Genomic DNA, 23,361 nt, shown 5'->3' on the forward strand with positions numbered 1-23,361 from the left:
TATATCAAAAAAATGTGCAATAATTTGATCCAGTTTGAATCCTCCTTAGGTAAACCACGGATTATCAAATAGATGAAAAGAAAAATGGATATTTCGGAAGAACAACCTGGAAAAAGGTTTTGGGGCAAATTAGTTTAGAAGTATGCGAAATTTATTATTGGGGAGTTCACCCTTTCTTACTCCACCACCTGATCCATCACCTCATGTAACTTTACCCTTTTACCATCTTTATAAGGAACAATCCAGGCGGTGCTGATGCCAATTTTTCGCATCAATTTCTTAAAAGTATTGGCCTCTTCATAGTCCCGGTAATATCCAATCAGCATCTTCTGCATATTATCATTCTTCTCTACCTCCATGGCAAAATCTGATGGAATTTCCTTTTCATATTCCTTTTGGGTCAGGGCACCAATTTGCACCCTAAAGACCACCCCATGATTCCATTCCTCTTCATGAAGCTCTTCATGGGCTTTTTCCATCATCACACTGGTATAGTCCTCCTCCAATTGATCATACTTTTCCTGTAAGGTTTGCATGGCCATTTTTTGATTGGCCATCATTTCCTCCACAGCCTTCAATTTCAGAGCTTTTGCTTTCAGAGAATCTATCTGTTGTTCCTGTCCTTTTAATTGCTCTTTGAGGGCTTTGAGATCTTCTGGGTCCATTTTTCGGATTTCTTTTTTAAGGGCTTTTTTTTCATCCCTGGATAGTTGCGCGAAAGCGGAAGTAGTCCCCACCAATACCAAACAAAGGTAAAAGCAACTCAAGAAAAGGTATCTTAAAACCATATTTCCTATTATGATTTAGCTATAAATAAAAAAAGAAGAAGCATTATGTACGTAAAGTACAAAATACACTTCTTCTTTTAAAATTTGGATAAAGTAAAGTTAAAATATCGGTCTTTTTAGATTTAAAATGACCGGAATTTTACTTCAAACCTCCAATCATATCTTCTGGTTTTACCCATTCGTCAAATTGCTCATCAGTAAGGTAACCCAAATCCAAGGCTGCCTCTCTCAAGCTGGTTCCTTCTTTATGGGCTTTTTTAGCAATGGCAGCCGCCTTTTCATAACCGATATGGGTATTGAGGGCAGTTACCAACATCAATGAGTTTTCCAGGTGCTTCTGGATAAATGGCGTATTTGGCTCAATACCAATAACACAATTGTCATGGAAAGACACACAGGCATCTCCGATAAGACGGGCAGAAGTCAACAAGTTGTGCACCAACATAGGCTTGAACACATTCAGTTCAAAATGGCCATTGGAGCCACCCACTGAAACTGCCGTATCATTACCAATTACCTGGGCACAAACCATGGTCATGGCTTCAGCCTGGGTTGGGTTTACTTTCCCTGGCATGATAGAAGAACCGGGCTCATTCTCAGGAATCAATATTTCACCGATTCCTGAACGGGGGCCGGAAGAAAGCATCCTGATATCATTGGCAATTTTCATCAAGCTAACCGCCAATTGCTTCAAAGCACCATGGGTTTCAACAATCGCATCATGAGCCGCCAAGGCTTCAAATTTATTAGGAGCAGTAACAAATGGTTGGCCAGAAAATTCAGCAATCTTTTTGGCCACCAACTCCGCATAACCTTTAGGGGTATTCAAGCCTGTACCTACTGCAGTTCCTCCCAAGGCCAATTCAGAAAGGTGGGCCAGGGTATTTTTCAAAGCTCTAAGGCCATGATCCAACTGCGCCACATAACCTGAAAATTCCTGTCCCAAAGTCAATGGCGTTGCATCCATAAAGTGGGTACGTCCGATTTTCACCACATCCATAAATTTATCGGACTTGGCCTTCAGCGTATCCCTTAGTTTTTGAACCCCAGGGATGGTGGTTTCCACAACCATTTTGTAGGCCGCAATGTGCATGGCAGTTGGGAAAGTATCATTGGATGATTGTGATTTGTTCACATCATCATTGGGGTGGATTTTTTTCTGTTCATCTTCCAGGCTACCACCTAAAAGCACATGCCCACGGTAAGCAATCACCTCATTGGCATTCATATTGGATTGGGTACCGGAACCGGTTTGCCAGATCACCAATGGAAACTGGTCATCCAATTGGCCTTCAAGGATCTCATCACAAACTTTGGCAATGGTATCTGCTTTGTCCTGAGGCAACACGCCCAACTCTGCATTGGTCAAAGCAGCAGATTTTTTCAGGATAGCAAAGGCATGGGTAATTTCAAGAGGCATCCGGTTGCGTTCACCTCCGATTTTAAAGTTATTGATGGATCTTTGGGTTTGGGCTCCCCAGTATTTGTCCGCAGGGACTTCCACAGGGCCCATGGTGTCTTTTTCTACTCTGTATTTCATTGGTATGTTATGGTTTTTATATTATTCGTTAAAAATCAAAGGCCAAAAAGCCGGCTTCTGCACTACACAAAGCAGGAGGGGTTTTTAAAGGCGTTGCTAAATTACTACCTGAGGGTTAAAAACCATAAATGAAGCTTGAATTTGTCCCCAAAATCATTTGTTTTTTTGGAGGCTAAGCATTTCATGGAAAATTTCCTGGGACTGTTTGACCTTTCTTTTGAAATGGATCCAAGCAAAAATGATATTTCCAACACCCACCGTAATGGTGATCAGGGCAAACCAAGGCTCGGAAGCTGCAAAAAAGAAAAAGATCCCCATGGCCAATGTTACTACAGACCAAAAGATCAAAAAGAAAATGGACCCAGAAAAAAGGGTGAAATCCAAAAAGATGATGCAACCTGAGGGCGTCGACTCTACTTTTCCCTTAATTAAAGGCAAAAAACTATCTGCCTTGTTGATGAGTAGGGAAAGCCGAAAACTATCCTTTTCCACCCTGCCATTAAATAAAGGTTGATGCACAGCCTGTTCCCCACGATAGGTTAGGTAATCCACTTTTTGGGTTACCGATTTCAATCGCATAATCACTTCCTCTAAGCTCATGGAGGAAACCAATACTTCACTATAGCGGGGCAAGTAGTGCATCTTCAAGTCCTGCCTCCTCAGGCTATTTTAGGATTTGTAAGCGATGCAGGAGATTTCCACATTTACATTTTTGGGCAATTTGCTTACTTCCACCGTTTCACGGGCTGGGGGATTGTTATTGAAATATTGCCCATAGGCATCATTGATGGTGGTAAATTCATCCATGCTTTTAATAAAAATAGAACATTTTACCACATCTCCAAAATTATAACCTGCTGCATTGAGGATGGCATCAATATTTTTCATTACGGCATGTGTTTCCTCAGTAATGTTTTCATTGACAAGCTCTCCAGTCTCTGCATCCAAAGCAATTTGCCCAGAAACAAAAAGAGTATTTTCTACTTTTACCGCTTGGCTATAGGGGCCGATGGGAGCAGGGGCTTCCTTAGAATAAATAATTTCTTTTGCCATATTGATTCAATTTTTGACCAATTTAGGGAATTCCTTTGAAAATGGATACCAGGAATTAAGTACTAGGCACAAGAACTGAAAATAATAATATGTGGTATTTGGCACCCTCCGAAAATTAATTCAAAATCTTGGGTATTTATTGAGTCAGAGATTAAACTTTTATAGTCCCGCGGCACAGTTGGCGGGACAACCAGGCAAAGCCAGTGGAACAACCGGTATCGTATTCCGATGAAAACGGAAGTCTTAAGGATTACCCCACCCTACCAATACTCAAATCTAATACTGCCCAAATAAAAAAACGCAGATGAAACTACCCTTCATCTGCGTTTTTAAATATTGATAATCCAAAAGCTATTAGGCTTCTGTTTTTCCTTTTGTCAGCAATTCTTTAGTCAACTTGTTCAAAGCTTCCACTTTATATTGGAAATCATCCTTCAAAGTATCACGGTATTGATTGATATTTTTTACCATATCATCAATATCATCCGGAATAATTTCCTCCAGTAATTGCCTTAATCTTTTGGCAATCGTAGGGGATTTTCCATTGGTGCTGATGGCAATTTTCACATTGCCCTTGGTCACGATACCTCCCAAATAGAAGTCGCAAAGATCTGGTGTATCAGCCACATTGACTAGCAAATACCGTTCTTTGGCGTCCAGATGGATTTGCTTATTGACTTCTTTATCATCGGTGGCAGCTATGACAATGTGTTTTCCAGCAAGGTATTTTTCGTGATAATCATCCTCAATAATGGTGATGTGCTTGCTTTGGGCTGCCATTTCTCTGACCTCTGGGGAAATCCAATTGGCCACAATAGTTACATGCGCATTGGGGCTGGACTTGAGGAGGAAAGTTAATTTTTCCAAACCAACATTCCCTGCACCTACCAATAAAGTATTGAGCTTTGCAACCTTTAAGAATACGGGATATAATTCATTCATGGCTAATTCATTGGATTAAATGGGAAATGGGTCAGCATTCCCTTTCTAAGGGAAATTGTTTTCCTTTAGAGGGAATTGATCACTTCTTGGTATAAAGCGGCCATTTTGAGGCTTTCCCGGACCACTTCTCCTACAATGATAACAGCTGGGGCACCTATTCCGGTTTCCTTAACCTTTTGTTCAATATCATGAATGGTCCCAGCCACCACCTTTTCCTGGGGAGTGGTTCCGTTTTGGATCAGGGCAATGGGGCATTCTTTTTTGCCGGCATTTGAATAAGCTTGGACAATTTCAGAAAGCTTCCTAGTGCCCATAAGGATCACCACAGTTGCGGTGGACTGTGAAGCTATTTGGATATCCCTGGACAATTGCCCAGAAGAAGTGGTTCCTGTTATTACCCAAAAGCTTTCAGAAATCCCTCTTTTGGTAACCGGAATCCCCTGTGAAGCAGGCACGGCCACGCTGGAAGTAATACCAGGGATGACCTCGGTTTCAATACCATATTGCTTTACATGGTCAATTTCCTCTGCTCCCCTTCCAAAAACAAAGGGATCGCCACCTTTGAGCCTGACCACATGCCCATATTTAAGGGCATAGTGGACGATCAGGCTATTGGTGTCTTCTTGAGGGTTATTTTTACTGCCATGCCTCTTGCCCACAAAGACCTTGAGGGCATTTTTTGTGGCATGCTTCAATAAAGATTTATCAACTAAGGCATCATAAAGTATCACATCCGCTTTGCCAAGGGCCAAAATCCCTTTTAGGGTGATCAATTCTGGATCACCAGGGCCGGCACCTACCAGCGTTAATTTCGGCGTGATGCTTGTTGTCATGCTTGTACCTCCTTGGCTCGGTAATCGCTGATGGCATGATATACCTTTTCAGCTTTTTCATAGTAAGCTTTGGCAAAATCTTCGGTTGGTTCATTGTTTTTGATTTCATAAACAATGTCAGCAAAGCTGCTGCCCAAATCCATTTTACCCGCTTCTATAAATATTTCATCAAACTTCTCTACAATGTTAGCGTAGGAATTGGCTGATTTTCCTTCAGAAACCAAAATGGCTTTCGCAGAATTGATCAACGCGGCATAGGTATGGTAAATACCATTGGACCATTTTTGCGCTTTAAGGTTGTCCTCAGCATCGGCCAGTTTTTCCCTGGATTCCAAAAGCAAGGTAGAAACCAAATCAATCACTACACCGGCACATTCACCTACTCCCACCGCTTTGACATAAGGACGGTCATTGCCCCAATCAATAAAGTCGGATTCTACTACATCGTCTGTACTGGTCAAAGGCTTAAGATTTTCATAGAAATACATCTGGCCTTGACGGTCATAGTAGTCCACAAAGCTTTCCCCTTTTTCAGCATTTTTCTCAAAATCATCCAAAATGATTCTTAGTGCTTGAGGAGCTCTTTTACTTGGGATCTTGATCACTTTGTCTGCAAACCTTCCTTGGCCGTCACCTATAGTTCCTCCACCCAACAATACCTGAAGGGCAGGAATCACGGATTTGCCCACCTTGATGGACATGCCCTGGAAGCCAATAGAAGCCATATTGTGCTGACCACAGGCGTTCATACACCCTGACAATTTGATGGTCAGGTCCTTATTGGACAAATATTGTGGATATTCCTTGAATATAATTTCTTCCAATACACGGGCAGCACCGGTACTACTGGCAATTCCAAGATTACAAGTATCAGTACCTGGACAAGCAGTAAGGTCTCCAAAAGTATTGTAACCATAGGCGACCATGTCCAGTTTTTCAAGTTCTTTATAAAGTACAGGCACCAATTCTTCCTTCACATCCCTGATCAGGATATTTTGGCGCAGGTTAAGCCTGATTTCATTATTGGCATATTTATTAATCAAATAAACCAATTGTCTAGCTTTATCAGTGTAGAAGTCGCCCAAGTGCACCTTGATACCAATGGCCACATAGCCTTTTTGCTTTTGTGGAATTACATTGGTTTCCAACCATCTTTCATAAGCCGGTCCTTCTGGAGTTTCCACCGCTGGAATTTCGGGATTAGGAAGGGTTTGATTGGCTTCATAGTCTTTATGGTCGATTGGATAGGATTTGTAGGGAACAGCCTTTTGTTCTTCTTCCACCAATTTTAGGAAAGCTTCCAATCCAATATCCTTGATCAGGAACTTCATCCTGGCTTTCATCCTCTTGGCACGCTCACCATGTCGGTCAAAAATCCTAACCACACCTTCTATGAAAGGAATGATTTTATCTGTTTCAAGGAATTCATAGACCACATCTGCATGGCGAGGTTGAGAACCAAGTCCTCCACCCAAAAGCACTTTAAACCCTCTCACTTCCTTTCCATCAACTTCTTTGATTTTAGGAATGAAGCCCAGGTCATGAAGGTAAGTCAGGCCGGTATCTTCTTCACTGGAAGAAAAGGCAATTTTAAACTTCCTTCCCATTTCCTGGCAGATTGGATTCCTAAGCATATGCTTAAAGGTAGCATCCGCATAAGGAGTCACATCAAAAGGTTCGTTGGGGTCGATGCCTGCCATTTCAGAGGCAGTGACATTCCTTACAGTATTACCACAAGCCTCCCGAAGGGTGACTTCATCCTGTTCCAGCTCTGACCAAAGCTCTGGAGTTCGGTCCAAGCTTACATAGTGGATCTGGATGTCCTGACGAGTGGTGATGTGCAATCTTCCTGTGGAATACTTATCGGAAACTTCGCAAATCCGCTTCAATTGCTCCCCGGAAACCCTTCCGTAGGGCAATTTGATTCGGATCATCTGTACCCCTTGCTGACGCTGGCCATAAATACCTCTGGCCAGACGCAGACTTCTAAATTTTTCTTCATCAATTTTACCGTCCCTGAAAAGTGAAATTTTCTTTTCAAGTTCGATTATATCTTTTTCCACTACGGGATTTTCTATCTCTGATCTAAAGCTTTGCATAGCGGTCTTTTGATTTTTTTGTGATTAGGTCAAAGGCCAATTTCATCATTACCCAGCTCATTGTCAAACAATTCTGGATTTAGCCTTTTCCATTTATTGAATGAAACCTACACTTGTCGTGTCAAAGGAACCTTCATCGATTAAGATAAAACTTCCATTTGATTTATTGACATTGTAAGGATCAAAGTGAATCGGTTTGCTCAACCTGAAATTCACTTTTCCGATATCATTAAGTTTGAGTTGGTCAGCAGGTTCCTGACCTGAGAAATCGGTATGAATTAAACCTTCAATGCTGTCCACTTTGGCCAAAACCTGGTTGACACCATGTTGAAGGATATATTTTGCTCCGATTTGCAAAGGCTTACTGTTCACCTGGCAAACGGTGGCAGATAATTGTTTTTCAGATTTTGGCAGTTCATTGGATTTCACCAACATGTCCCCACGGCTTACATTAACCTCATCCTCAAGGGTGATGGTAATGGAGCTTTCAGGAACGGCTTCATCATACTCTTGGTCAAAGAAATGAATGGCTTTCACTTTGCTTTGGGTTAGAGAAGGCAATACGGTCACCTCATCCCCAACAGCAAGATTCGCCCCGTACAACTTTCCAGCAAAACCCCGGAAATCGTGATGGGTATCCGTCTTTGGACGTACCACATATTGGACTGAAAAACGGGCGGCACTGTGGCCTTCCAAATCATCAATCTCCAATCCTTCCAGGTAATCCAACAAGCTAGGACCTTTGTACCATGACATTTTATCTGATCCCCCGGCGATATTGTCACCATGAAGGGCACTTACTGGAATAAAGGTCACCTGATCTTCAGTATAACTGCTTTTTGCAATCAGGTCTTCAAAGTCTTTTTTTATTTCATCAAAAACCTCCTGCTCATAGTCCACCAAGTCCATCTTATTGATGGCCACAATAACATGTCCCACTCTCAAAAGGTTGTTGATAAAGAAGTGACGGTAAGTCTGTTCGATCACTCCTTTTCTGGCATCGATCAAAATAATAGCAACCTTGGAAGTAGAAGCTCCCGTAACCATGTTCCGGGTATATTCTACGTGACCAGGGGTGTCGGCAATGATATAATTGGTTTTGTCGGTATTGAAATAAATATGGGCCACATCAATGGTAATACCCTGCTCTCTTTCTGCAACCAATCCATCTGTAGCTAAAGAAAAATCCAAATAATCAAATCCCTTTTGTTTACTGTTCCGCTCAATGGCTTCCAGTTTATCAGTGGTCAGTGATTTGGTATCATACAATAGCCTTCCGATGAGGGTACTTTTTCCATCATCCACACTTCCTGCAGTAGCTATATTGACAAGTTTTCTATTTTCAGTGCTCATTTTTTTCTTTTTTAAAGAATCGTGAAGTTTTGTTTTGTGCCTGGAATCGGTTTTTCTCGGTTTTAATTAGACCTAGAAATAACCTACTTTCTTCCTGTTTTCCATGGCTGCTTCGGAGCGTTTATCATCGATCCTGGCTCCTCTTTCAGAGATGGTGCTTTCCCTGATTTCATCCACCACCTCTTCCAAAGTCTCCGCATTGGAAAGCACGGCTGCTGTACAGGTCATGTCACCCACAGTTCTAAATCTTACCATTCTTTCTTCCACTTCTTCATGGTCTTCACGGTACACATGTTCAGAAGCTGACCAGATCAATCCATCACGCACAAAAGTTTCCCTTTTGTGGGCAAAATAAATGGAAGGAATTTTAATATTTTCAGTTTTGATATATTCCCAAACATCTAGTTCAGTCCAGTTTGAAATGGGGAATGCCCTAACATTCTGTCCTTGGCCGATTCTCCCGTTCAGCATGTCGAACAGCTCAGGACGTTGGTTTTTTTCATCCCATTGTCCAAAATCATCCCTTACGGAAAATACTCTTTCTTTTGCACGGGCTTTTTCCTCATCCCTTCTTGCCCCGCCAATGCAGGCATCAAACTTAAATTCTTCAATGGCATCCAACAAGGTGGTGGTCTGAAGGGAGTTTCTGCTGGAATAGCGTCCTTTCTCCTCAGTCACTTTTCCTTGATCGATGGCATCCTGTACATTCCGGACGATCAATTCAAGCCCAAGTTCTTCTACCAATTGATCCCTGAATTCAATGGTCTCAGGGAAATTATGTCCAGTATCCACATGCAAAAGTGGAAAAGGTATCCTAGCAGGATAAAAAGCTTTCTGAGCCAACCTTACCAAAGTAATGGAGTCTTTTCCTCCGGAAAATAACAATACAGGTCTTTCAAATTGCGCCGCAACTTCTCTAATGATCTGAATGGACTCAGCTTCTTTCGGATTTGGAACAAATATATTATTCATGCTAAACATCTATTTTGTATGTAAACCACATTCTTTTTTTGAATTTTCCCACCACCAACGGCCGGCCCGGGGATCTTCCCCTGGTTCAATCGCACGGGTACATGGAGCACAGCCAATGCTTACAAACCCTTTGTCATGCAAGGGATTGTAAGGGATTTTGTTGTCCTGAATATATTGAAGCATGTCATCCATACTCCAGTCCAACAATGGATTATATTTTAAAATTTGGTTGCCTTCATCCCACTCGATCTTTCGCATGGAACTCCGGTTATTGCTTTGCTCTGATCTCAATCCAGTGATCCAAATCGTATTCCCTTCCAATGCCCGCTTCAAAGGTTCCACCTTGCGGACATAGCAACAATTTTTTCTGTTTTCAGGAGACAAATACATACCGTTGATGCCCATGTCATTGACCAGCTCCTCAACGGATTCAGATTTGGGGAAATAAGTTTTGATTTTAACCTTGTACTTAGCTTCTGTCCTGGAAAGCAAGTCATAGGTTTCATAAAACAATCTTCCAGTGTCCAAAGTAAATATGTTGACAGGAAGCTTGTTTTTGGCAATGATCTCTGTAATCACCTGATCCTCCTGTCCCAAAGAGGTAGAAAACACCACTTTTCCTGGATACAATTCGCAAAGCTGCGAAATTGCCTCAACAATAGAAAGCTTTTCTACCCGAACAGATAAATCATCTATAAGTTCCTTATTCATCTCTTTTTTAGTTTTGTGCGGCTTTTTCCCAAACACGTTCGTGAAGGTAATAAAGGACCATTTTACTGACAACCTCAATAGATCCAATGGATAGGGCCATATCGACCTGGCCGGTCACCCAATAAGAAATCACCATGGTATCTATGGTTCCCACCAACCTCCAGGATATGGACTTGATCACGCTCTTGGCGTTGCTATCCCTTCCTTCATTATCTGCAAATATTCTTCGAAGAGGCTGATCAAAAATCATAGACTTCCCTAATTAGTTGAACCACAAAAGTATATAAAACCTATAAAAAAAGTAGGGTTTATAGGAAAATTTTTTTTAATCCTTATCCAAAATATCTGCCAAGGTCTTGTTTTCCAGTATATTAAGTGTTTCATCTCTCACCTGGATCATTACCTTATTCAAACCGCAAACATCTTGGTCCCTACATTCTTCACAAGGCTCGTAGTAGTTCAAACTCACACATGGCAATAATGCAATTGGCCCGTCGAGTAAACGGATTACCCTGGAAAGTGGAATTTCATGGGGTTCTTTAATAAGATAATAACCTCCCCCTTTTCCTTTTTTACTTCCCAATAGACCCGCCTTTTTCAATTCCAAAAGGATATTTTCTAAGAATTTATGAGAAATGCCGTATTCGGCAGCAATATCCTGAATCAGAACCGAACCGTCCTCCTGGTGTTTTCCCAGGTAGGTCAACGCATGAAACGCATATTTTGTTTTCTTGGATAGCATCCTACAAAAATAGGAGTTTTAAGGAATTCATCCCATCAAGTACCATTAATTTCAATTTATCTACATATAATACCATGATAACCTCTAAAGTTCCCTTGTACTATCCTAATTATAATTAGGCATGGAGCACTCTTTCCTGGGCCTACTTTCCCTAAACCCAATACTAACTTAGTTAAAGCGAAAATCCCCACCATAATGGGCGGGGATTTTCAAAAATTAGCACCAAAAGGAAACTAGATCATATCCACGCTTCTTTTAACAAATTCTGTAAGGTCTTTGCCTGACAGCATTCCCTGAGACAACATGGCCAAATCAAAAGCCTGTTTGGCCAACCTGGTCTGGTCTTCTTTATTCTCTGCTTTGAGGATTTTGTCCACGACTTTATGGTTACCATTGATGGCTACCTTATAGCTATCTGGCATAGCCCCATAGAAGCCCATGCCACCTCCACCGGTTTGGGCCATGTCTTTCATCCTTCTCATAAATTCTTCCATGGTTATGGTCACCGGCAATTCTTCTGGACTCAAGCCTTCCACTTCAACAGAAAAGTTTTGGTTGTCAATAGCTTTTTCGAAGATTTCTTTCACCTGCTTGGTCTGATCTTCTGTCAGAACGTTTTCTGGTCCTTCGTCTTTCTTGATCAATTTATCTGCCACATCAGCATCCACACGCTTTAATGAGGTTTTTTCCAGCTTTTGCTCAAGGTGATTGATGAAATGGCTATCAATTGGAGAATCCATCACCAATACATCATAATCCTTTTTATTTGCCGACTGGATAAAGGCATCTTGTTTGGCAGCATCTGTACTGTATAGGAAAATAGTCTGGCCATCTTTATCGGTTTGGTTGGCTTTTACTTTTTCCTGGTATTCATCCAAAGTAAAAAATTCCCCGGCGGTATTTTTCAGCAGTGCAAAATCCTTTCCTTTTTCGTAGAATTTTTCCTCACTGATCATACCATACTTCACAAACAGCCCTACATCATTCCACTTTTCTTCAAAACCCTTTCGGTCCTTTTTGTAAAGTTCACCTAATTTGTCAGCCACCTTTTTGGTAATGTAATTGTTGATCTTCTTTACATTACTATCTGACTGAAGGAAACTCCTGGACACATTCAATGGAATATCAGGGGAATCAATTACCCCATGCAGCAACATCAAAAATTCAGGGACGATATCTTTCACTTCATCAGTGATAAATACCTGTCTTGAAAACAATTTGATTTTGTTGCGCTGCAACTCAAATTCATTTTTGACTTTGGGGAAATAGAGTACACCGGTAAGGTTAAACGGATAATCCACGTTCAAATGGATCCAGAAAAGTGGATCCTCGCTCATAGGATACAGCTCTTTATAAAAATTGAGGTAATCCTCGTCTTTCAGTTCATTTGGGGATTTAGTCCATAAAGGCTCGGTGGTGTTAATAATATTGTCCACCTCCACAGATTTATATTTTGGCTTACCTTCATCGTCCTTGCCATCTTCCACACTCTCGGTTTTGGTTTCAAACTTGATGGGAACTGGCAGGAACTTGCAATATTTATCTAGAATCTGCTGAATTTTCCATTTGTCCAAAAATTCTTCAGAATCTTCATTGATATGAAGGGTGATTTCTGTGCCTCTTTCCTTCCTGTCTCCAGGACCTATTTCAAATTCAGTACTTCCATCACATGTCCATTTGGCAGGCTCAGCCCCTTCCTGATAGCTCAGGGTCTGGATATCCACCCTATGAGCCACCATAAAGGCAGAATAGAAGCCCAATCCGAACTTACCTATGATTTCATTGGCATCTTTTGCATCTTTAAATTTCTCCACAAATTCGGTCGCCCCAGAGAATGCAATCTGGTTAATGTATTTTTTGACCTCTTCTGCAGTCATCCCGATTCCTTTATCGGTAACGGTGATGGTTTTCTTGTCCTTGTCAAAACTTACTTCAACTGTCAAATCCCCCAAATCACCAGAGTATTGCCCCAATGTAGCCAAACGCTTAACTTTTTGCGTTGCATCCACCGCATTGGAAACTAACTCACGAAGGAAGATTTCGTTATCTGAATACAAAAACTTCTTAATGATCGGGAAAATATTCTCGGTATGAATCGAGATGGTACCTTTCTCCTGCATAACTATTTTCGTTTTATATTTATTTTCAATGGAATAATTCCTTCATATCAAGGCCTGTTCCAAAGCTTTATCTCCGCCAAAATGACAGTCCAATCTGAAAAAAAATAACAGCCTGTTCACATTTCCTGAAAAAATTTCTACCTGGAACAGCTGCGTCCCTTCCTTACATAACGCATCCTCTAATACAAAAAATTCTATTTCTTCCATTGTTTCAGGGATTTAGGAGATTTATTTTTCCCATTTACCTGACAAATTGTTAAATTAATTAGGTATATGAACCCAAAGAACCATGGCTTTTTACCATCGATTAGGGGAAATTCCCCCCAAAAGACATACGCAATTCAGGCAGCCAGATGGAAGCCTTTATAAAGAGGAACTGGTAAGCTCCAAAGGCTTTTCAGGCATTTACAGTAATCTTTACCATAAGAAAAACCCCAATCGCGTAACCCAAATTGGTGATCCCCGGCCTTATCATTGGGAAAATGCCCAGGAATACGGGCTTCGGCAAACCCACCTTAAAACCTCCCAGGTCACCCATACGGGCAAAGATTACCTCCTGTCCAGAAAGATTTTGCTTCAAAATCAGGATGTCATGATGGGAATTTGTGCTCCGGAAGAACGACATATGGATTATTATTTCAAAAATGCAGATGGGGATGAAGTCATATTTGTCCATGAGGGGGAAGGACAGTTGGTCTCCCAGTTTGGCATTCTTCCAGTAAAAAAATGGGATTATATTGTCATCCCCCGTACCACCATTTACCGCTTTGAATGGAAAAAAGGCCCCTTGAAATTATTGGTCATTGAATCCCACAGTCCGGTAGAAACGGTCAAAAGGTACCGCAATGAGGCAGGTCAATTAATGGAACATTCCCCTTATTGTGAAAGGGATATCCGCCCCCCAGAATACCTGCATATGGAAGACAACCCAGGGGAATATCGGGTCCAGATCAAAAAATGGGGCCAGCTTTTTCAATACCACTATGAACACAGCCCATTGGATTTGGTAGGTTGGGATGGGTATTTATACCCTTATGCTCTTTCCATCAAAGATTTCGAACCTATTACAGGCCGAATTCATCAACCCCCTCCTGTTCATCAAACCTTTCAGGCAGATGGTTTTGTCATTTGCTCTTTTGTTCCCCGGTTATTTGACTACCACCCACAGTCCATACCGACCCCTTATAATCACTCCAATATTGACTCGGATGAAGTGCTGTATTATGTAGACGGGGAATTTATGAGCAGAAAAGGAATTGATATAGGATCTTTTACCCTCCATATGGGAGGCCTCCCACATGGACCACATCCCGGTGCTGTAGAAAAAAGCCTTGGAGCCACCAAAACAGAGGAAACCGCGGTAATGCTGGACACATTCAGACCATTCCAATTGACCAAAAATGCCCTTGAATACGTTGATAAAAACTACCCCATGAGTTGGACGGAGTAGATTTAAGTACGAGGTAGTAATACAATAATTCTTTTAACAGGTAGGTGAAATGTGGATTTTAGCATATTCCACCCCCTTACATCTCAAGTCCCCATCTCATCTCTCCTACTGTTCTTCCCACAAATTCCCTATCTTTGTCCTCCAAAATCTAATCTTTCCTTATGAGGCTTCATTCCAATACAGTTTACGGCGTAGTACATGCCATTGAAGAAATTTTTAATGAAAAGCAATTTGCCGATAAGGTAATCGAACGAACCCTTAAGTCCAATCCCAAATGGGGATCAAGAGACCGGGGATTTATTGCAGAATCAGTTTATGAAATGGTTCGATGGTGGCGGTTGATAAAAGAAATCAGCCCTTCTGAGGATATTTTTCACCTCTTTGGCACCTATTGGTTGATGCAGGGTAATGAACTTCCCCCTTGGCGTGAATTTAAAGGCATTGACCCCGAAGCCATCAAAAGGAATTACGAAAAAACCTATGACCGGGCCACTTTACAATCCATCCCCGATTGGTTGGATGAAATGGGATCTGAATTATTAGGCAAAAAATGGGACAAGGAAATTGACACCCTCAATGAACAAGCTCAAGTGGTGATCCGTGCCAATACCCTAAAAACTACCCGGGAAGATTTAATGAACCGCCTCAAGGAAGACGAAATAGAAACCTTTGCACCCAAAGGCTACAAAGATGCTTTAGTGCTGGCCAAAAGGCAAAATATATTCCGGCACCCAGCCTTTAAAGAAGGATGGTTTGAGGTGCAGGATGCTTCTTCGCAGTTGGTTGCTCAAGCTCTGGATGCTGAACCCGGTATGCGGGTAATTGATGCCTGTGCCGGTGCGGGAGGGAAATCCCTTCACCTTGCTGCATTGATGCAAAACAAAGGAAAAATCTTATCCATGGATCTGGAAGGATGGAAGCTCAAAAACACCAAGTTAAGGGCCCGGAGAAATGGCATTAGTATCATCGAAACCCGGGTCATTGAGGGGAATAAAACCATAAAAAGGCTTAGCAATAGTGCAGACCGTTTATTACTGGATGTCCCCTGTTCCGGCTTGGGGGTATTAAAAAGAAACCCCGATACTAAATGGAAGTTAAGCCCTGAATCCATTGCGGAGGTAAGGGAGGTCCAACAAGACATCCTCCAAAAATACAGCAATATGTTAAAACCAGGAGGCTTAATGGTTTATGCCACCTGCAGCATTTTACCCTCTGAAAATCAATTTCAGGTTGAAGCCTTTTTGAAAAGTGAAAAAGGCAAGGAATTCGAACTCTTGGAAGAGCAGAAAGTTCTGGCACATGAAAGTGGTTACGATGGATTTTATATTGCCAAATTAAAAAGATCCGAAACTTCCTCATGAATCAATTTTGCTTGAACTGGTTTTAATGGACAACCCAAACAATATCCCCTTTCCATCCGGATTGAAGCATTACTTTCTCAATTCATCCATTTCCCCCACTATATGAATCCTTTTGGAAAGAGGACATTTATAAACAAGTATTAATCTAAAACCTTGGGCCAGGCTTAATCTGACTTGAGGGAATTCAACAATACATTTCCCGCATACGCTATTTCCATGCTTGGGTCCAACAAACTGGCCTTTAAATTGGAGGTGATTTTTTGCTCAACTTCTTTTTCAATTTGAACTGCATTTGCCATCTCCTAAGAAACTCTATGAAAATGGGGGCGGTTTGAGGAAACTTCTAAGTATTTTGAAGAATTTTTGAAAATTGTAGGAAATAAATAAACAGGGTAAATGAAAACCAAAATCACCTCCCAACCAATAAGCATTTTGAATTTTAATGGTTTTACACAATCAAACGAATATTTGAAATCCTTGTGATTCCAAAGAATATTCCATGGTCAGGAAAATTTTTGTAAAAAATTTAAAGAATTTTTCCTTTCCCATTGATTCTCGTCTAAAAATGTTTGTATCTTTGACGGGCAAATAGGGTGACTTAACCAAATTTGCCATGAATCTAAACACGGATAAATTCCTCTTTGAAGCACTCACTTACGATGATGTGCTATTGGTACCGGGATACTCAGAAGTATTACCGCGCGACACCAACACTTCCACACAGCTTACTAAAAAAATCAGGTTAAACATTCCTCTGGTTTCCGCCGCCATGGATACAGTTACCGAGGCGGAATTGGCCATTGCAATTGCCCTGGAAGGCGGCTTGGGCTTTATTCATAAGAATATGCCCATCGAAAAACAGGCTGCCCAGGTAAAAAAGGTAAAACGATCTCAAAGCGGCATGATCCTGGATCCTATTGTCCTGGAAAATGACGCCAAGGTAAAAGATGCAGAAGCCATAATGAGGGAATTCAGCATTGGCGGAATTCCTGTGGTGGATGAAAAAAGAAACCTTAAAGGCATCATCACCAACCGGGATTTGAGGTTTATCAAGGACCAAAACAAGCCCATCAAGGATATCATGACCTCTGAGGATCTGATCACTGCCAAAGCAGGAATTACCCTCGAGGAAGCCGAAGAGATTTTGCAGGAGTATAAAATCGAAAAACTCCCCATAATAGATGAAAACAGCAAGCTTACCGGCTTGATCACCTATAAAGATATCCTGAAAAGGAGGGACAAACCCAATGCCTGCAAGGATGAATATGGCAGGCTAAGAGTGGGTGCCGCTGTAGGGGTAACTGCAGACATTCAAGACAGGGTGCAAGCCTTGGTGAATGCCGGGGTGGATGTAGTATCTATCGATACAGCTCATGGACATTCCAAAGGTGTGATCGAAACCTGTAAAAAGATCAAAGAACTGTTTCCTGACCTGGAAGTGATTGTTGGCAATATTGCCACACCCGAAGGAGCCCTAGCACTTGCAGAAGCAGGAGCAGATGCGGTTAAGGTAGGGGTAGGTCCGGGAAGTATCTGTACCACCAGGGTGATTGCCGGTGTAGGCCTTCCCCAGTTATCAGCAGTATTTGAATGTGCTAAAGCCCTGAAAGGGACTAATGTACCCCTTATCGCAGACGGAGGTATCCGATATTCCGGAGACCTGGTAAAAGCCATAGCTGCTGGAGCAAGTTCCATAATGATTGGTTCCCTGCTGGCAGGAACTGAGGAAGCCCCAGGAGAAATGATCATTTACCAAGGCCGAAAATTCAAGACTTACCGGGGAATGGGATCATTGGAAGCCATGGAATCAGGATCCAAAGACCGGTATTTCCAGGATGCAGAGGACAATATCAAAAAACTTGTACCGGAAGGCATTGTAGGCAGGGTACCTTTCAAAGGATTGGTAGCTGAAGTTCTTTACCAAATGGTAGGAGGCTTGCAGGCAGGTATGGGGTATTGTGGCACCAAAACCGTAGTAGACCTTCAAGAAAACGGCAAATTTGTTAAAATTACTGCGGCAGGTGTCTATGAATCTCACCCCCACGATATCAGCGTGACACGAGAAGCGCCTAATTATAGTGCAAAAATGTAAGAGTCACTTAAAAAAATCCATAAAAAAAGGCTGCATTATTTAGCAGCCTTTTTTTATGGATTTTAAACCAACAAAGGATTTTTAATTACATCAAGATCCAAAATATTGAACTTAATCCATACCCAGAAAATCAATTTCAAACACCAACACAGAATTAGCGGGTATTAATCCTCTTTCAGAGTCCTGATAAGCGTAAGGGGAAGGAACAATAATTACCCCTTTTGCACCACTTCTCAATTTTTTTATACCAATACTAAATCCCCGGATTGCAGCACCTGTAGTCTGGCTATCCACCACAAATTGGAAAGGGCGATACTCATCCCCTTCTTCATGGAGGTCATTTTCTTTGGCCACAGCTTCAATATTGGTATCAAAAACAGTACCGTCCAGCAGCTTACCGACATAATCCAAATAAACCACATTTCCACCAGTAGGCCTGGAAGCATTTCCCTCTTCCTGAACGATTACTACGACCCCTGTTTCATCATGAATCCTGTATAGGCTGTCATATTCGGCAGTTTCAAGGAATTCAGCAATCTTAACACTATCCTGTTTTAGATTTCCCTCAAAATCATACACTGGCCCTCTATCAAATGGATTGCTGCTCTCGCAGGATGCCAATATCCCTAATACCAGCACAACCAATATACTCCAAAATATTTGTCTTAATTTATTCATTGGTATCTTCTTCATTAATTTTCACTTCCAAAAGATGGACATCGAAGATCAAAACAGAATGGGGTGGAATTACTCCCAAGTCCCTGCTCCCATATCCCCATATGGAAGGAATAAATACTTTGGCCACATCCCCTTTTTCCATCTTTGATAATGCAAACTCAAAACCAGATACGAGCCTATCATTTTGCCCATCTCCGAGAAATTTCAAGTGTAAGGGAGCATAATTTCTATTTGAATTGTAAATGCCCTCCTCCTTGGCCACTTCTTCATTTGAAGTATCAAATACGGTTTCATCCAAAAGGGATCCTGTATAATCTACTTTTATGGAATCTCCTTTTTCTGGATTTATTCCACTTTCAGAAATTGATTCCCAAAATATAATAATACTAGATTTCTCATCTCTATATTCACTGACCCTGTCAATGGAATGATCATCCAGGTACTCTTCTATTTTTTTTAATTCCTTTTGATGAATTTCTTCCGGGGTTTCTATTTCCGAAAGACAAGAAGAAAGCAGCCCAAAACATTGGACTGCTATTATCAATCTTAAAAGCCGGTGAAAAGGTTTATTTTTCAGCTTTTTCAACGTCTTTTACTTCTACGTCAAATACCAGAACAGAGTTTGGTTTGATCACCTTACCGGCTTGTCTTGGACCATAGGCCAATGGAGAAGGAATCAACAATTTTGCTTTGGCTCCATTTTTCAATAACTGAAGTCCTTCATCCCAACCTGGGATGACCCTTCCTTTACCAACAGGAACTTGGAAAGGCTCATAGTTTCTGTTTTCTTGGAAAATTTCATTTTCTTTGGCAATCGACTCAAGGCTGGTATCAAAGATAGTACCGTCCAAAACGTACCCTGTATAATCTACAGTTACCTTGTCTCCTTCACTGATTTCTTCTCCTTTACCTTCTTTCTCGATAATGTAGAAAAGCCCGGATTCAGTTTTAGTGGCATTCAGATCCTTTTCAGCCATATAATCCTGAATGGTTTTGATATCCTTGGCCAATTGTTCTTCAGCTTCTTTTTCCCGTTTCATACGTTGTTTTTCGGAAACCTCAGCCATAAAGTCCTTCATCTCATCCTCATTCAAGACATCTACCACTCCGATGTTTAAGGTGATATTTTCTTCTTGTTTCAAGAAAGGTGGCACATTCATTTCTCCAAATACTTTGGCAGCGGTAGTAGTAAACTGGATGCTGTCCCCATTTTTAAGCCCCATAAAAATTTCGTCCACACCTGGTCTTACTTTGGTGGTGTCGTAATTTTTTATGGTATCATTATATTGCATATAGGCTGGGGCTCCATTTTCAATGCTGGAAAGGAAAATGGAATCATTGGCATTTTTCTTTGCAGTAAAATTGTAAATGATAAACTGGCCATTTTCCGGTTTCTCACTTCCCTCATTAAGGTAAGTGTATTCGGTGCCGTCTTCTGTGGTTTTGGTCTTGTTACACGCAACCATCGCTACGGATGCAACCAGCACCCCAGCGGACAATACTAAACTTTTAATGTTTTTCATTGACTAACTCTAGTTGATTTAATAATCTATCTTGGTTCTCTTTTATTAATTTTTCAAACTTCTCAAGGGTTTCTTTTAAGGTAAGGTCGGACTTTCCTCCTGCGGCATTTTTATGTCCCCCACCATTAAAGTATTTGGCGGCAAATTTATTTACCGCTATATCCTCGGTAGAACGGAAAGAAATTTTCACAGCTTCTTTTCGCTCGGTAAATAAAGCTGCAATTTTGATTCCATCCAAGGACAAGGCATAATTGACCAGGCCTTCGGTATCCCCTGTTTGGGAATCATATTTTTTTAGGTCCTTTTTGCTAATCCAAAAATAGGCTGTATTCAGCTCATTGAGAATTACCAACCTTCTGCTTAGAGCGAAGCCAATAAATTTGAGCCTGTTGACCGAATTGGTATCATATATTAGGCGGGAAATTTTGGCATTGTCAGCCCCAAGTCCGATCAGCTCCGCGGTGACTAGGTGAACATGTTTTGTTGTATTCGGATGTTTGAAACCTCCGGTATCCGTCATAATCCCTGAATAAAGGCATTCAGCAATGTCCTCATCGATTAGTTTTTTATCCCCAATCTTTACGATAAGGTCATAAACCAATTCGCAAGTGGCAGCAGCTTGGGTACTCCAATACCTGAAATCCGCAAAATCTTCAGGATCCTGGTGATGGTCAATATTAACCTTAAAGGCCTGGGACCTCCGTACCATTTCTCCAAGCTCATTGATCCTGCTCAGGCAAGAAAAATCAAGGCAAATGATGATTTCAGCCTGATTCACACGCTTGACAATTTCTTTCTTGTGGTTTTCCTCCTCAAAATTCAACACCTCATCATTCCCTTTCATCCAATAAAGAAATGAAGGGTAATCAGAAGGAGTCACCACCGTCACTTCATGGTTTTTCTTCACCAGGTAATTGGCCATCCCCAATGAGGAACCCAATGCATCAGCATCAGGTTTATGATGGGTCGTAATGACTATTTTTTTTGGTGAATTCAGAAGTTTTTTAAATGACTCTAATGCTATCATCTACGTAATTTTGGTCGCACTTTTCACAGCACACAAGATGCAAATGTCCACATTATTTTTTAAAATTCCCAATTTCCATAAACCGCTAAAAACGAACAACATACAGCTTTAATAAGCCAATTAATGCATACTTTCCATGAAAAACACTAATTTTGAAACCGAAAGTTAAACCAAAGCATATAAACAAATTCAAATGGCAAGTAACAGAACATTTACGATGATCAAGCCTGATGCCTTTGGCGAAGGCAATTCAGGTGCGATCCTAAAAATGATTGAAGAAGCAGGTTTTAAAATTGTGGCCATCAAAGCCACCAGGTTATCTGCTAAATTGGCAGGTAAATTTTATGCCGTCCACAAGGAAAGGCCTTTTTATAATGACCTTTGCAACTACATGTCCTCCGGTCCTATAATTGCTGCCATTTTAGAAAAAGACAATGCAGTGGAAGATTTTAGAAAACTGATCGGTGCCACCAATCCTGAAGAAGCCGCTGAAGGAACTATCAGAAAGCTTTATGCTAAGTCTATTGAAGCCAATGCAGTTCATGGCTCCGACTCTGACGAAAATGCTGCTATTGAAGGGGGCTTCTTCTTCAACCAATTTGAAATCCAGTCATAATCTTATTGGATCTTTTTGGAAATGACTTTGAAAAGGCCCCGGGTTAGACGGGGCCTTTTTTTTATTCATTTTTTTATTGGTCTGTGAGGAGAAAGGCCAAGGATTAGAATCTACCTACGGTAGTCTGGTTGTGAAACTGTCTAAACTACCTTCGAACAGGCAGTTTGTCGAAAGCCGAATGGTGAAGGCCGAATATTGAAGGCCAAAAGCGAAAATATGAATCCAAAAATGCGATGATACTTCTAAAGAAAGTTGCTGTAAAGATTTTTTCTAGATACTAAAACCTTGATACTCAACACAGCAGCTTTCCTCTTTATACTTGATTCTTGGTTGTATAATACAACTAGTTAACTTCCCAACAAGGAACAATCTCATATCTCCCACCTCAATTCTCTCCCATCATGCTTCTTCCCTTTTCTTTGAAAAGAACACCTGTCTGATCCACCTGGGCAAGAAGATGGCCCCTAAAAACAAGTAGGGATAATAAGAGAACATCCTCCACAAAATACTAGTCACGAAGGTGTAATTGGTCAAAAATTCGTTGAAAAACTGGGCAAAGAAAAACTCTGCGGTACCACTGCTCCCTGGTGTAGGGGATATCATCATGACAATCCACATGATGATCTGCCTGGCAAAGACGATGACATGGTCTATCAAACTGAGTGATTCGTATGCAGAAATCAAGGCATTCAGCATCAAATAGCGGGAAGACCAAATAAAAATAGTTGAAGAAATAATCAGGAGCCAATATTTGGCAGATTTGCCCTGTAATTCCTTAGAAGATTCCATGATTTGGTTGCCGTATTCCCCGGCATTATATTTCCATTTCTTGATCCAGCGAATGCTAAATATTTTTAACAACACCCACTTGAAAACCCTTGGCCTATAAAACAGGGCCGCAGCCATAACCATACTGTACAAAGCGTACAGTGAATAGCTAAACCAGAAAATATATTGAAGGCTGTTTTCTAGTCTTAATTCCAGCACTTTACTGTCCGGGAAAATACTTCCTTGGGCAAAAAACAGGACTATTGGGGCTCCGATGACAAAAAACAAATTGTCCATAATGGCAGTCAACATCACAAAAGCAATGGATTTTCCCAGCTTGATCCCCTCTTTATGTAAGATAAAGACCGCTACCGCCGTGCCCCCCACAATGGAAGGCGTCACCGCAGAGGCAAATTCCCATAAAATAATTACATAAATGGATCTTATCCAAGTAAGTCTTTTGTCTGTAATCTCCCTTATTCGAAAAACATAGCCAGCATCCCGCATAAAGATTACCAGGATGGCAATGCATATGGAAAGGGAAGAAGCATCAAATACACTTCGCAAGTCGGCCTTTTTGATGGAAGGGTCAGTATAAAACATCAAAAAAACAATCCCCAAGCCGATCAGCACCGGAATCCAAACTTTATTAGGATTGAGTGTTTTAAAAATCTCTTTATTATCTAACCTCAT

At 41.2% G+C, this 23,361-nt stretch carries 24 protein-coding genes; 4 read left to right on the forward strand and 20 right to left on the reverse strand.

What is annotated here, in order from left to right; genetic code table 11:
- Positions 1–176: 176 nt before the first annotated feature.
- From QWY93_RS06060 to QWY93_RS06125, 14 genes are all read right to left on the reverse strand, one after another.
- On the reverse strand, positions 177–767 hold the full coding sequence (locus QWY93_RS06060) for an SPOR domain-containing protein (RefSeq protein WP_290247274.1): 591 nt from the start codon (positions 765–767) through the stop codon (positions 177–179).
- A 160-nt stretch (positions 768–927) separates the two neighbouring features.
- Positions 928–2,328 carry a class II fumarate hydratase gene (gene fumC / locus QWY93_RS06065; protein WP_290247275.1) on the reverse strand — a complete coding sequence of 467 codons (1,401 nt, stop codon included), beginning with the start codon at positions 2,326–2,328 and terminating at the stop codon, positions 928–930.
- A gap of 153 nt (positions 2,329–2,481) precedes the next feature.
- Complete coding sequence (locus tag QWY93_RS06070; RefSeq protein ID WP_290247276.1) at positions 2,482–2,970, reverse strand: hypothetical protein; 489 nt, start codon at positions 2,968–2,970, stop codon at positions 2,482–2,484.
- A 27-nt stretch (positions 2,971–2,997) separates the two neighbouring features.
- On the reverse strand, positions 2,998–3,381 hold the full coding sequence (locus tag QWY93_RS06075) for a RidA family protein (protein WP_290247277.1): 384 nt from the start codon (positions 3,379–3,381) through the stop codon (positions 2,998–3,000).
- 354 nt (positions 3,382–3,735) lie between these two features.
- Positions 3,736–4,323, reverse strand: coding sequence for a precorrin-2 dehydrogenase/sirohydrochlorin ferrochelatase family protein (locus QWY93_RS06080; protein WP_290247278.1), 588 nt, complete (start codon positions 4,321–4,323; stop codon positions 3,736–3,738).
- Positions 4,324–4,388: 65 nt separating this feature from the next.
- Complete coding sequence (gene cobA, locus QWY93_RS06085; protein ID WP_290247279.1) at positions 4,389–5,156, reverse strand: uroporphyrinogen-III C-methyltransferase; 768 nt, start codon at positions 5,154–5,156, stop codon at positions 4,389–4,391.
- Entirely contained in the window at positions 5,153–7,255 is a 2,103-nt protein-coding gene (locus QWY93_RS06090; protein ID WP_290247280.1) for a ferredoxin-like domain-containing protein, read from the reverse strand. Before QWY93_RS06090 ends, cobA begins: the two co-directional genes overlap by 4 nt.
- A gap of 93 nt (positions 7,256–7,348) precedes the next feature.
- Positions 7,349–8,608 carry a sulfate adenylyltransferase subunit 1 gene (locus QWY93_RS06095; protein WP_290247281.1) on the reverse strand — a complete coding sequence of 420 codons (1,260 nt, stop codon included), beginning with the start codon at positions 8,606–8,608 and terminating at the stop codon, positions 7,349–7,351.
- A gap of 72 nt (positions 8,609–8,680) precedes the next feature.
- Complete coding sequence (gene cysD / locus QWY93_RS06100; protein WP_290247282.1) at positions 8,681–9,580, reverse strand: sulfate adenylyltransferase subunit CysD; 900 nt, start codon at positions 9,578–9,580, stop codon at positions 8,681–8,683.
- A gap of 9 nt (positions 9,581–9,589) precedes the next feature.
- Positions 9,590–10,291 carry a phosphoadenylyl-sulfate reductase gene (locus tag QWY93_RS06105; protein WP_290247283.1) on the reverse strand — a complete coding sequence of 234 codons (702 nt, stop codon included), beginning with the start codon at positions 10,289–10,291 and terminating at the stop codon, positions 9,590–9,592.
- A 7-nt stretch (positions 10,292–10,298) separates the two neighbouring features.
- The gene (locus tag QWY93_RS06110) at positions 10,299–10,541 is read right to left on the reverse strand and encodes a DUF2061 domain-containing protein (RefSeq protein ID WP_290247284.1); all 243 of its coding nucleotides are present in this window, start codon (positions 10,539–10,541) and stop codon (positions 10,299–10,301) included.
- Positions 10,542–10,616: 75 nt separating this feature from the next.
- The gene (locus QWY93_RS06115; RefSeq protein ID WP_290247285.1) at positions 10,617–11,033 is read right to left on the reverse strand and encodes an RrF2 family transcriptional regulator; all 417 of its coding nucleotides are present in this window, start codon (positions 11,031–11,033) and stop codon (positions 10,617–10,619) included.
- A gap of 233 nt (positions 11,034–11,266) precedes the next feature.
- A complete protein-coding gene (gene htpG / locus QWY93_RS06120; RefSeq protein ID WP_290247286.1) occupies positions 11,267–13,153 on the reverse strand; it encodes a molecular chaperone HtpG in 1,887 nt (628 codons plus the stop codon).
- Between the two features lie 42 nt (positions 13,154–13,195).
- On the reverse strand, positions 13,196–13,360 hold the full coding sequence (locus QWY93_RS06125) for a hypothetical protein (RefSeq protein ID WP_290247287.1): 165 nt from the start codon (positions 13,358–13,360) through the stop codon (positions 13,196–13,198).
- Between the two features lie 82 nt (positions 13,361–13,442).
- On the opposite strand from QWY93_RS06125, the gene QWY93_RS06130 reads away from it, so the two are divergent.
- Positions 13,443–14,603, forward strand: coding sequence for a homogentisate 1,2-dioxygenase (locus QWY93_RS06130; RefSeq protein ID WP_290247288.1), 1,161 nt, complete (start codon positions 13,443–13,445; stop codon positions 14,601–14,603).
- Between the two features lie 161 nt (positions 14,604–14,764).
- Entirely contained in the window at positions 14,765–15,964 is a 1,200-nt protein-coding gene (locus QWY93_RS06135; RefSeq protein WP_290247289.1) for an RsmB/NOP family class I SAM-dependent RNA methyltransferase, read from the forward strand.
- 164 nt (positions 15,965–16,128) lie between these two features.
- Here QWY93_RS06135 and QWY93_RS06140 read toward each other — a convergent pair whose 3' ends face one another.
- Entirely contained in the window at positions 16,129–16,263 is a 135-nt protein-coding gene (locus QWY93_RS06140; RefSeq protein WP_290247290.1) for a hypothetical protein, read from the reverse strand.
- Positions 16,264–16,577: 314 nt separating this feature from the next.
- Here QWY93_RS06140 and guaB point away from each other — a divergent pair, with 314 nt between their 5' ends.
- Positions 16,578–18,056 carry an IMP dehydrogenase gene (guaB, locus tag QWY93_RS06145; protein ID WP_290247291.1) on the forward strand — a complete coding sequence of 493 codons (1,479 nt, stop codon included), beginning with the start codon at positions 16,578–16,580 and terminating at the stop codon, positions 18,054–18,056.
- 111 nt (positions 18,057–18,167) lie between these two features.
- Here the strand turns inward: guaB and QWY93_RS06150 are convergent, their stop codons facing one another.
- The 4 genes from QWY93_RS06150 to QWY93_RS06165 are packed head-to-tail and all read right to left on the reverse strand — an operon-like array spanning position 18,168 to position 21,284.
- Positions 18,168–18,734 (reverse strand): FKBP-type peptidyl-prolyl cis-trans isomerase, encoded by a 567-nt coding sequence (locus tag QWY93_RS06150; RefSeq protein WP_290247292.1) that lies wholly within the window; start codon positions 18,732–18,734, stop codon positions 18,168–18,170.
- Entirely contained in the window at positions 18,727–19,320 is a 594-nt protein-coding gene (locus QWY93_RS06155; RefSeq protein ID WP_290247293.1) for an FKBP-type peptidyl-prolyl cis-trans isomerase, read from the reverse strand. The genes QWY93_RS06150 and QWY93_RS06155 overlap by 8 nt, the downstream gene beginning before the upstream one ends.
- On the reverse strand, positions 19,301–20,257 hold the full coding sequence (locus QWY93_RS06160) for an FKBP-type peptidyl-prolyl cis-trans isomerase (protein WP_290247294.1): 957 nt from the start codon (positions 20,255–20,257) through the stop codon (positions 19,301–19,303). The genes QWY93_RS06155 and QWY93_RS06160 overlap by 20 nt, the downstream gene beginning before the upstream one ends.
- A complete protein-coding gene (locus QWY93_RS06165; protein ID WP_290247295.1) occupies positions 20,244–21,284 on the reverse strand; it encodes a DHH family phosphoesterase in 1,041 nt (346 codons plus the stop codon). Before QWY93_RS06165 ends, QWY93_RS06160 begins: the two co-directional genes overlap by 14 nt.
- 193 nt (positions 21,285–21,477) lie before the next feature.
- Between QWY93_RS06165 and QWY93_RS06170 the strand changes: the two genes are divergently transcribed.
- Entirely contained in the window at positions 21,478–21,900 is a 423-nt protein-coding gene (locus QWY93_RS06170; RefSeq protein ID WP_290247296.1) for a nucleoside-diphosphate kinase, read from the forward strand.
- A gap of 399 nt (positions 21,901–22,299) precedes the next feature.
- Here QWY93_RS06170 and QWY93_RS06175 read toward each other — a convergent pair whose 3' ends face one another.
- Positions 22,300–23,361 carry a lysylphosphatidylglycerol synthase transmembrane domain-containing protein gene (locus QWY93_RS06175; protein WP_290247297.1) on the reverse strand — a complete coding sequence of 354 codons (1,062 nt, stop codon included), beginning with the start codon at positions 23,359–23,361 and terminating at the stop codon, positions 22,300–22,302.

Origin of the sequence: Echinicola jeungdonensis (genome assembly GCF_030409905.1) — a bacterium.
In the GTDB taxonomy this organism is placed as follows: domain Bacteria; phylum Bacteroidota; class Bacteroidia; order Cytophagales; family Cyclobacteriaceae; genus Echinicola; species Echinicola jeungdonensis.

Excerpts from the sequence above, each read along its gene's own strand:
- fumC (WP_290247275.1), bottom strand. The coding sequence starts at position 2,328 with ATGAAATACAGAGTAGAAAAAGACACCATGGGCCCTGTGGAAGTCCCT.
- QWY93_RS06070 (WP_290247276.1), bottom strand. The coding sequence starts at position 2,970 with ATGCACTACTTGCCCCGCTATAGTGAAGTATTGGTTTCCTCCATGAGC.
- QWY93_RS06075 (WP_290247277.1), bottom strand. The coding sequence starts at position 3,381 with ATGGCAAAAGAAATTATTTATTCTAAGGAAGCCCCTGCTCCCATCGGC.
- QWY93_RS06080 (WP_290247278.1), bottom strand. The coding sequence starts at position 4,323 with ATGAATGAATTATATCCCGTATTCTTAAAGGTTGCAAAGCTCAATACT.
- cobA (WP_290247279.1), bottom strand. The coding sequence starts at position 5,156 with ATGACAACAAGCATCACGCCGAAATTAACGCTGGTAGGTGCCGGCCCT.
- QWY93_RS06090 (WP_290247280.1), bottom strand. The coding sequence starts at position 7,255 with ATGCAAAGCTTTAGATCAGAGATAGAAAATCCCGTAGTGGAAAAAGAT.
- QWY93_RS06095 (WP_290247281.1), bottom strand. The coding sequence starts at position 8,608 with ATGAGCACTGAAAATAGAAAACTTGTCAATATAGCTACTGCAGGAAGT.
- cysD (WP_290247282.1), bottom strand. The coding sequence starts at position 9,580 with ATGAATAATATATTTGTTCCAAATCCGAAAGAAGCTGAGTCCATTCAG.
- QWY93_RS06105 (WP_290247283.1), bottom strand. The coding sequence starts at position 10,291 with ATGAATAAGGAACTTATAGATGATTTATCTGTTCGGGTAGAAAAGCTT.
- QWY93_RS06110 (WP_290247284.1), bottom strand. The coding sequence starts at position 10,541 with ATGATTTTTGATCAGCCTCTTCGAAGAATATTTGCAGATAATGAAGGA.
- QWY93_RS06115 (WP_290247285.1), bottom strand. The coding sequence starts at position 11,033 with ATGCTATCCAAGAAAACAAAATATGCGTTTCATGCGTTGACCTACCTG.
- htpG (WP_290247286.1), bottom strand. The coding sequence starts at position 13,153 with ATGCAGGAGAAAGGTACCATCTCGATTCATACCGAGAATATTTTCCCG.
- QWY93_RS06125 (WP_290247287.1), bottom strand. The coding sequence starts at position 13,360 with ATGGAAGAAATAGAATTTTTTGTATTAGAGGATGCGTTATGTAAGGAA.
- QWY93_RS06130 (WP_290247288.1), top strand. The coding sequence starts at position 13,443 with ATGGCTTTTTACCATCGATTAGGGGAAATTCCCCCCAAAAGACATACG.
- QWY93_RS06135 (WP_290247289.1), top strand. The coding sequence starts at position 14,765 with ATGAGGCTTCATTCCAATACAGTTTACGGCGTAGTACATGCCATTGAA.
- QWY93_RS06140 (WP_290247290.1), bottom strand. The coding sequence starts at position 16,263 with ATGGCAAATGCAGTTCAAATTGAAAAAGAAGTTGAGCAAAAAATCACC.
- guaB (WP_290247291.1), top strand. The coding sequence starts at position 16,578 with ATGAATCTAAACACGGATAAATTCCTCTTTGAAGCACTCACTTACGAT.
- QWY93_RS06150 (WP_290247292.1), bottom strand. The coding sequence starts at position 18,734 with ATGAATAAATTAAGACAAATATTTTGGAGTATATTGGTTGTGCTGGTA.
- QWY93_RS06160 (WP_290247294.1), bottom strand. The coding sequence starts at position 20,257 with ATGAAAAACATTAAAAGTTTAGTATTGTCCGCTGGGGTGCTGGTTGCA.
- QWY93_RS06165 (WP_290247295.1), bottom strand. The coding sequence starts at position 21,284 with ATGATAGCATTAGAGTCATTTAAAAAACTTCTGAATTCACCAAAAAAA.
- QWY93_RS06170 (WP_290247296.1), top strand. The coding sequence starts at position 21,478 with ATGGCAAGTAACAGAACATTTACGATGATCAAGCCTGATGCCTTTGGC.
- QWY93_RS06175 (WP_290247297.1), bottom strand. The coding sequence starts at position 23,361 with ATGAGGTTAGATAATAAAGAGATTTTTAAAACACTCAATCCTAATAAA.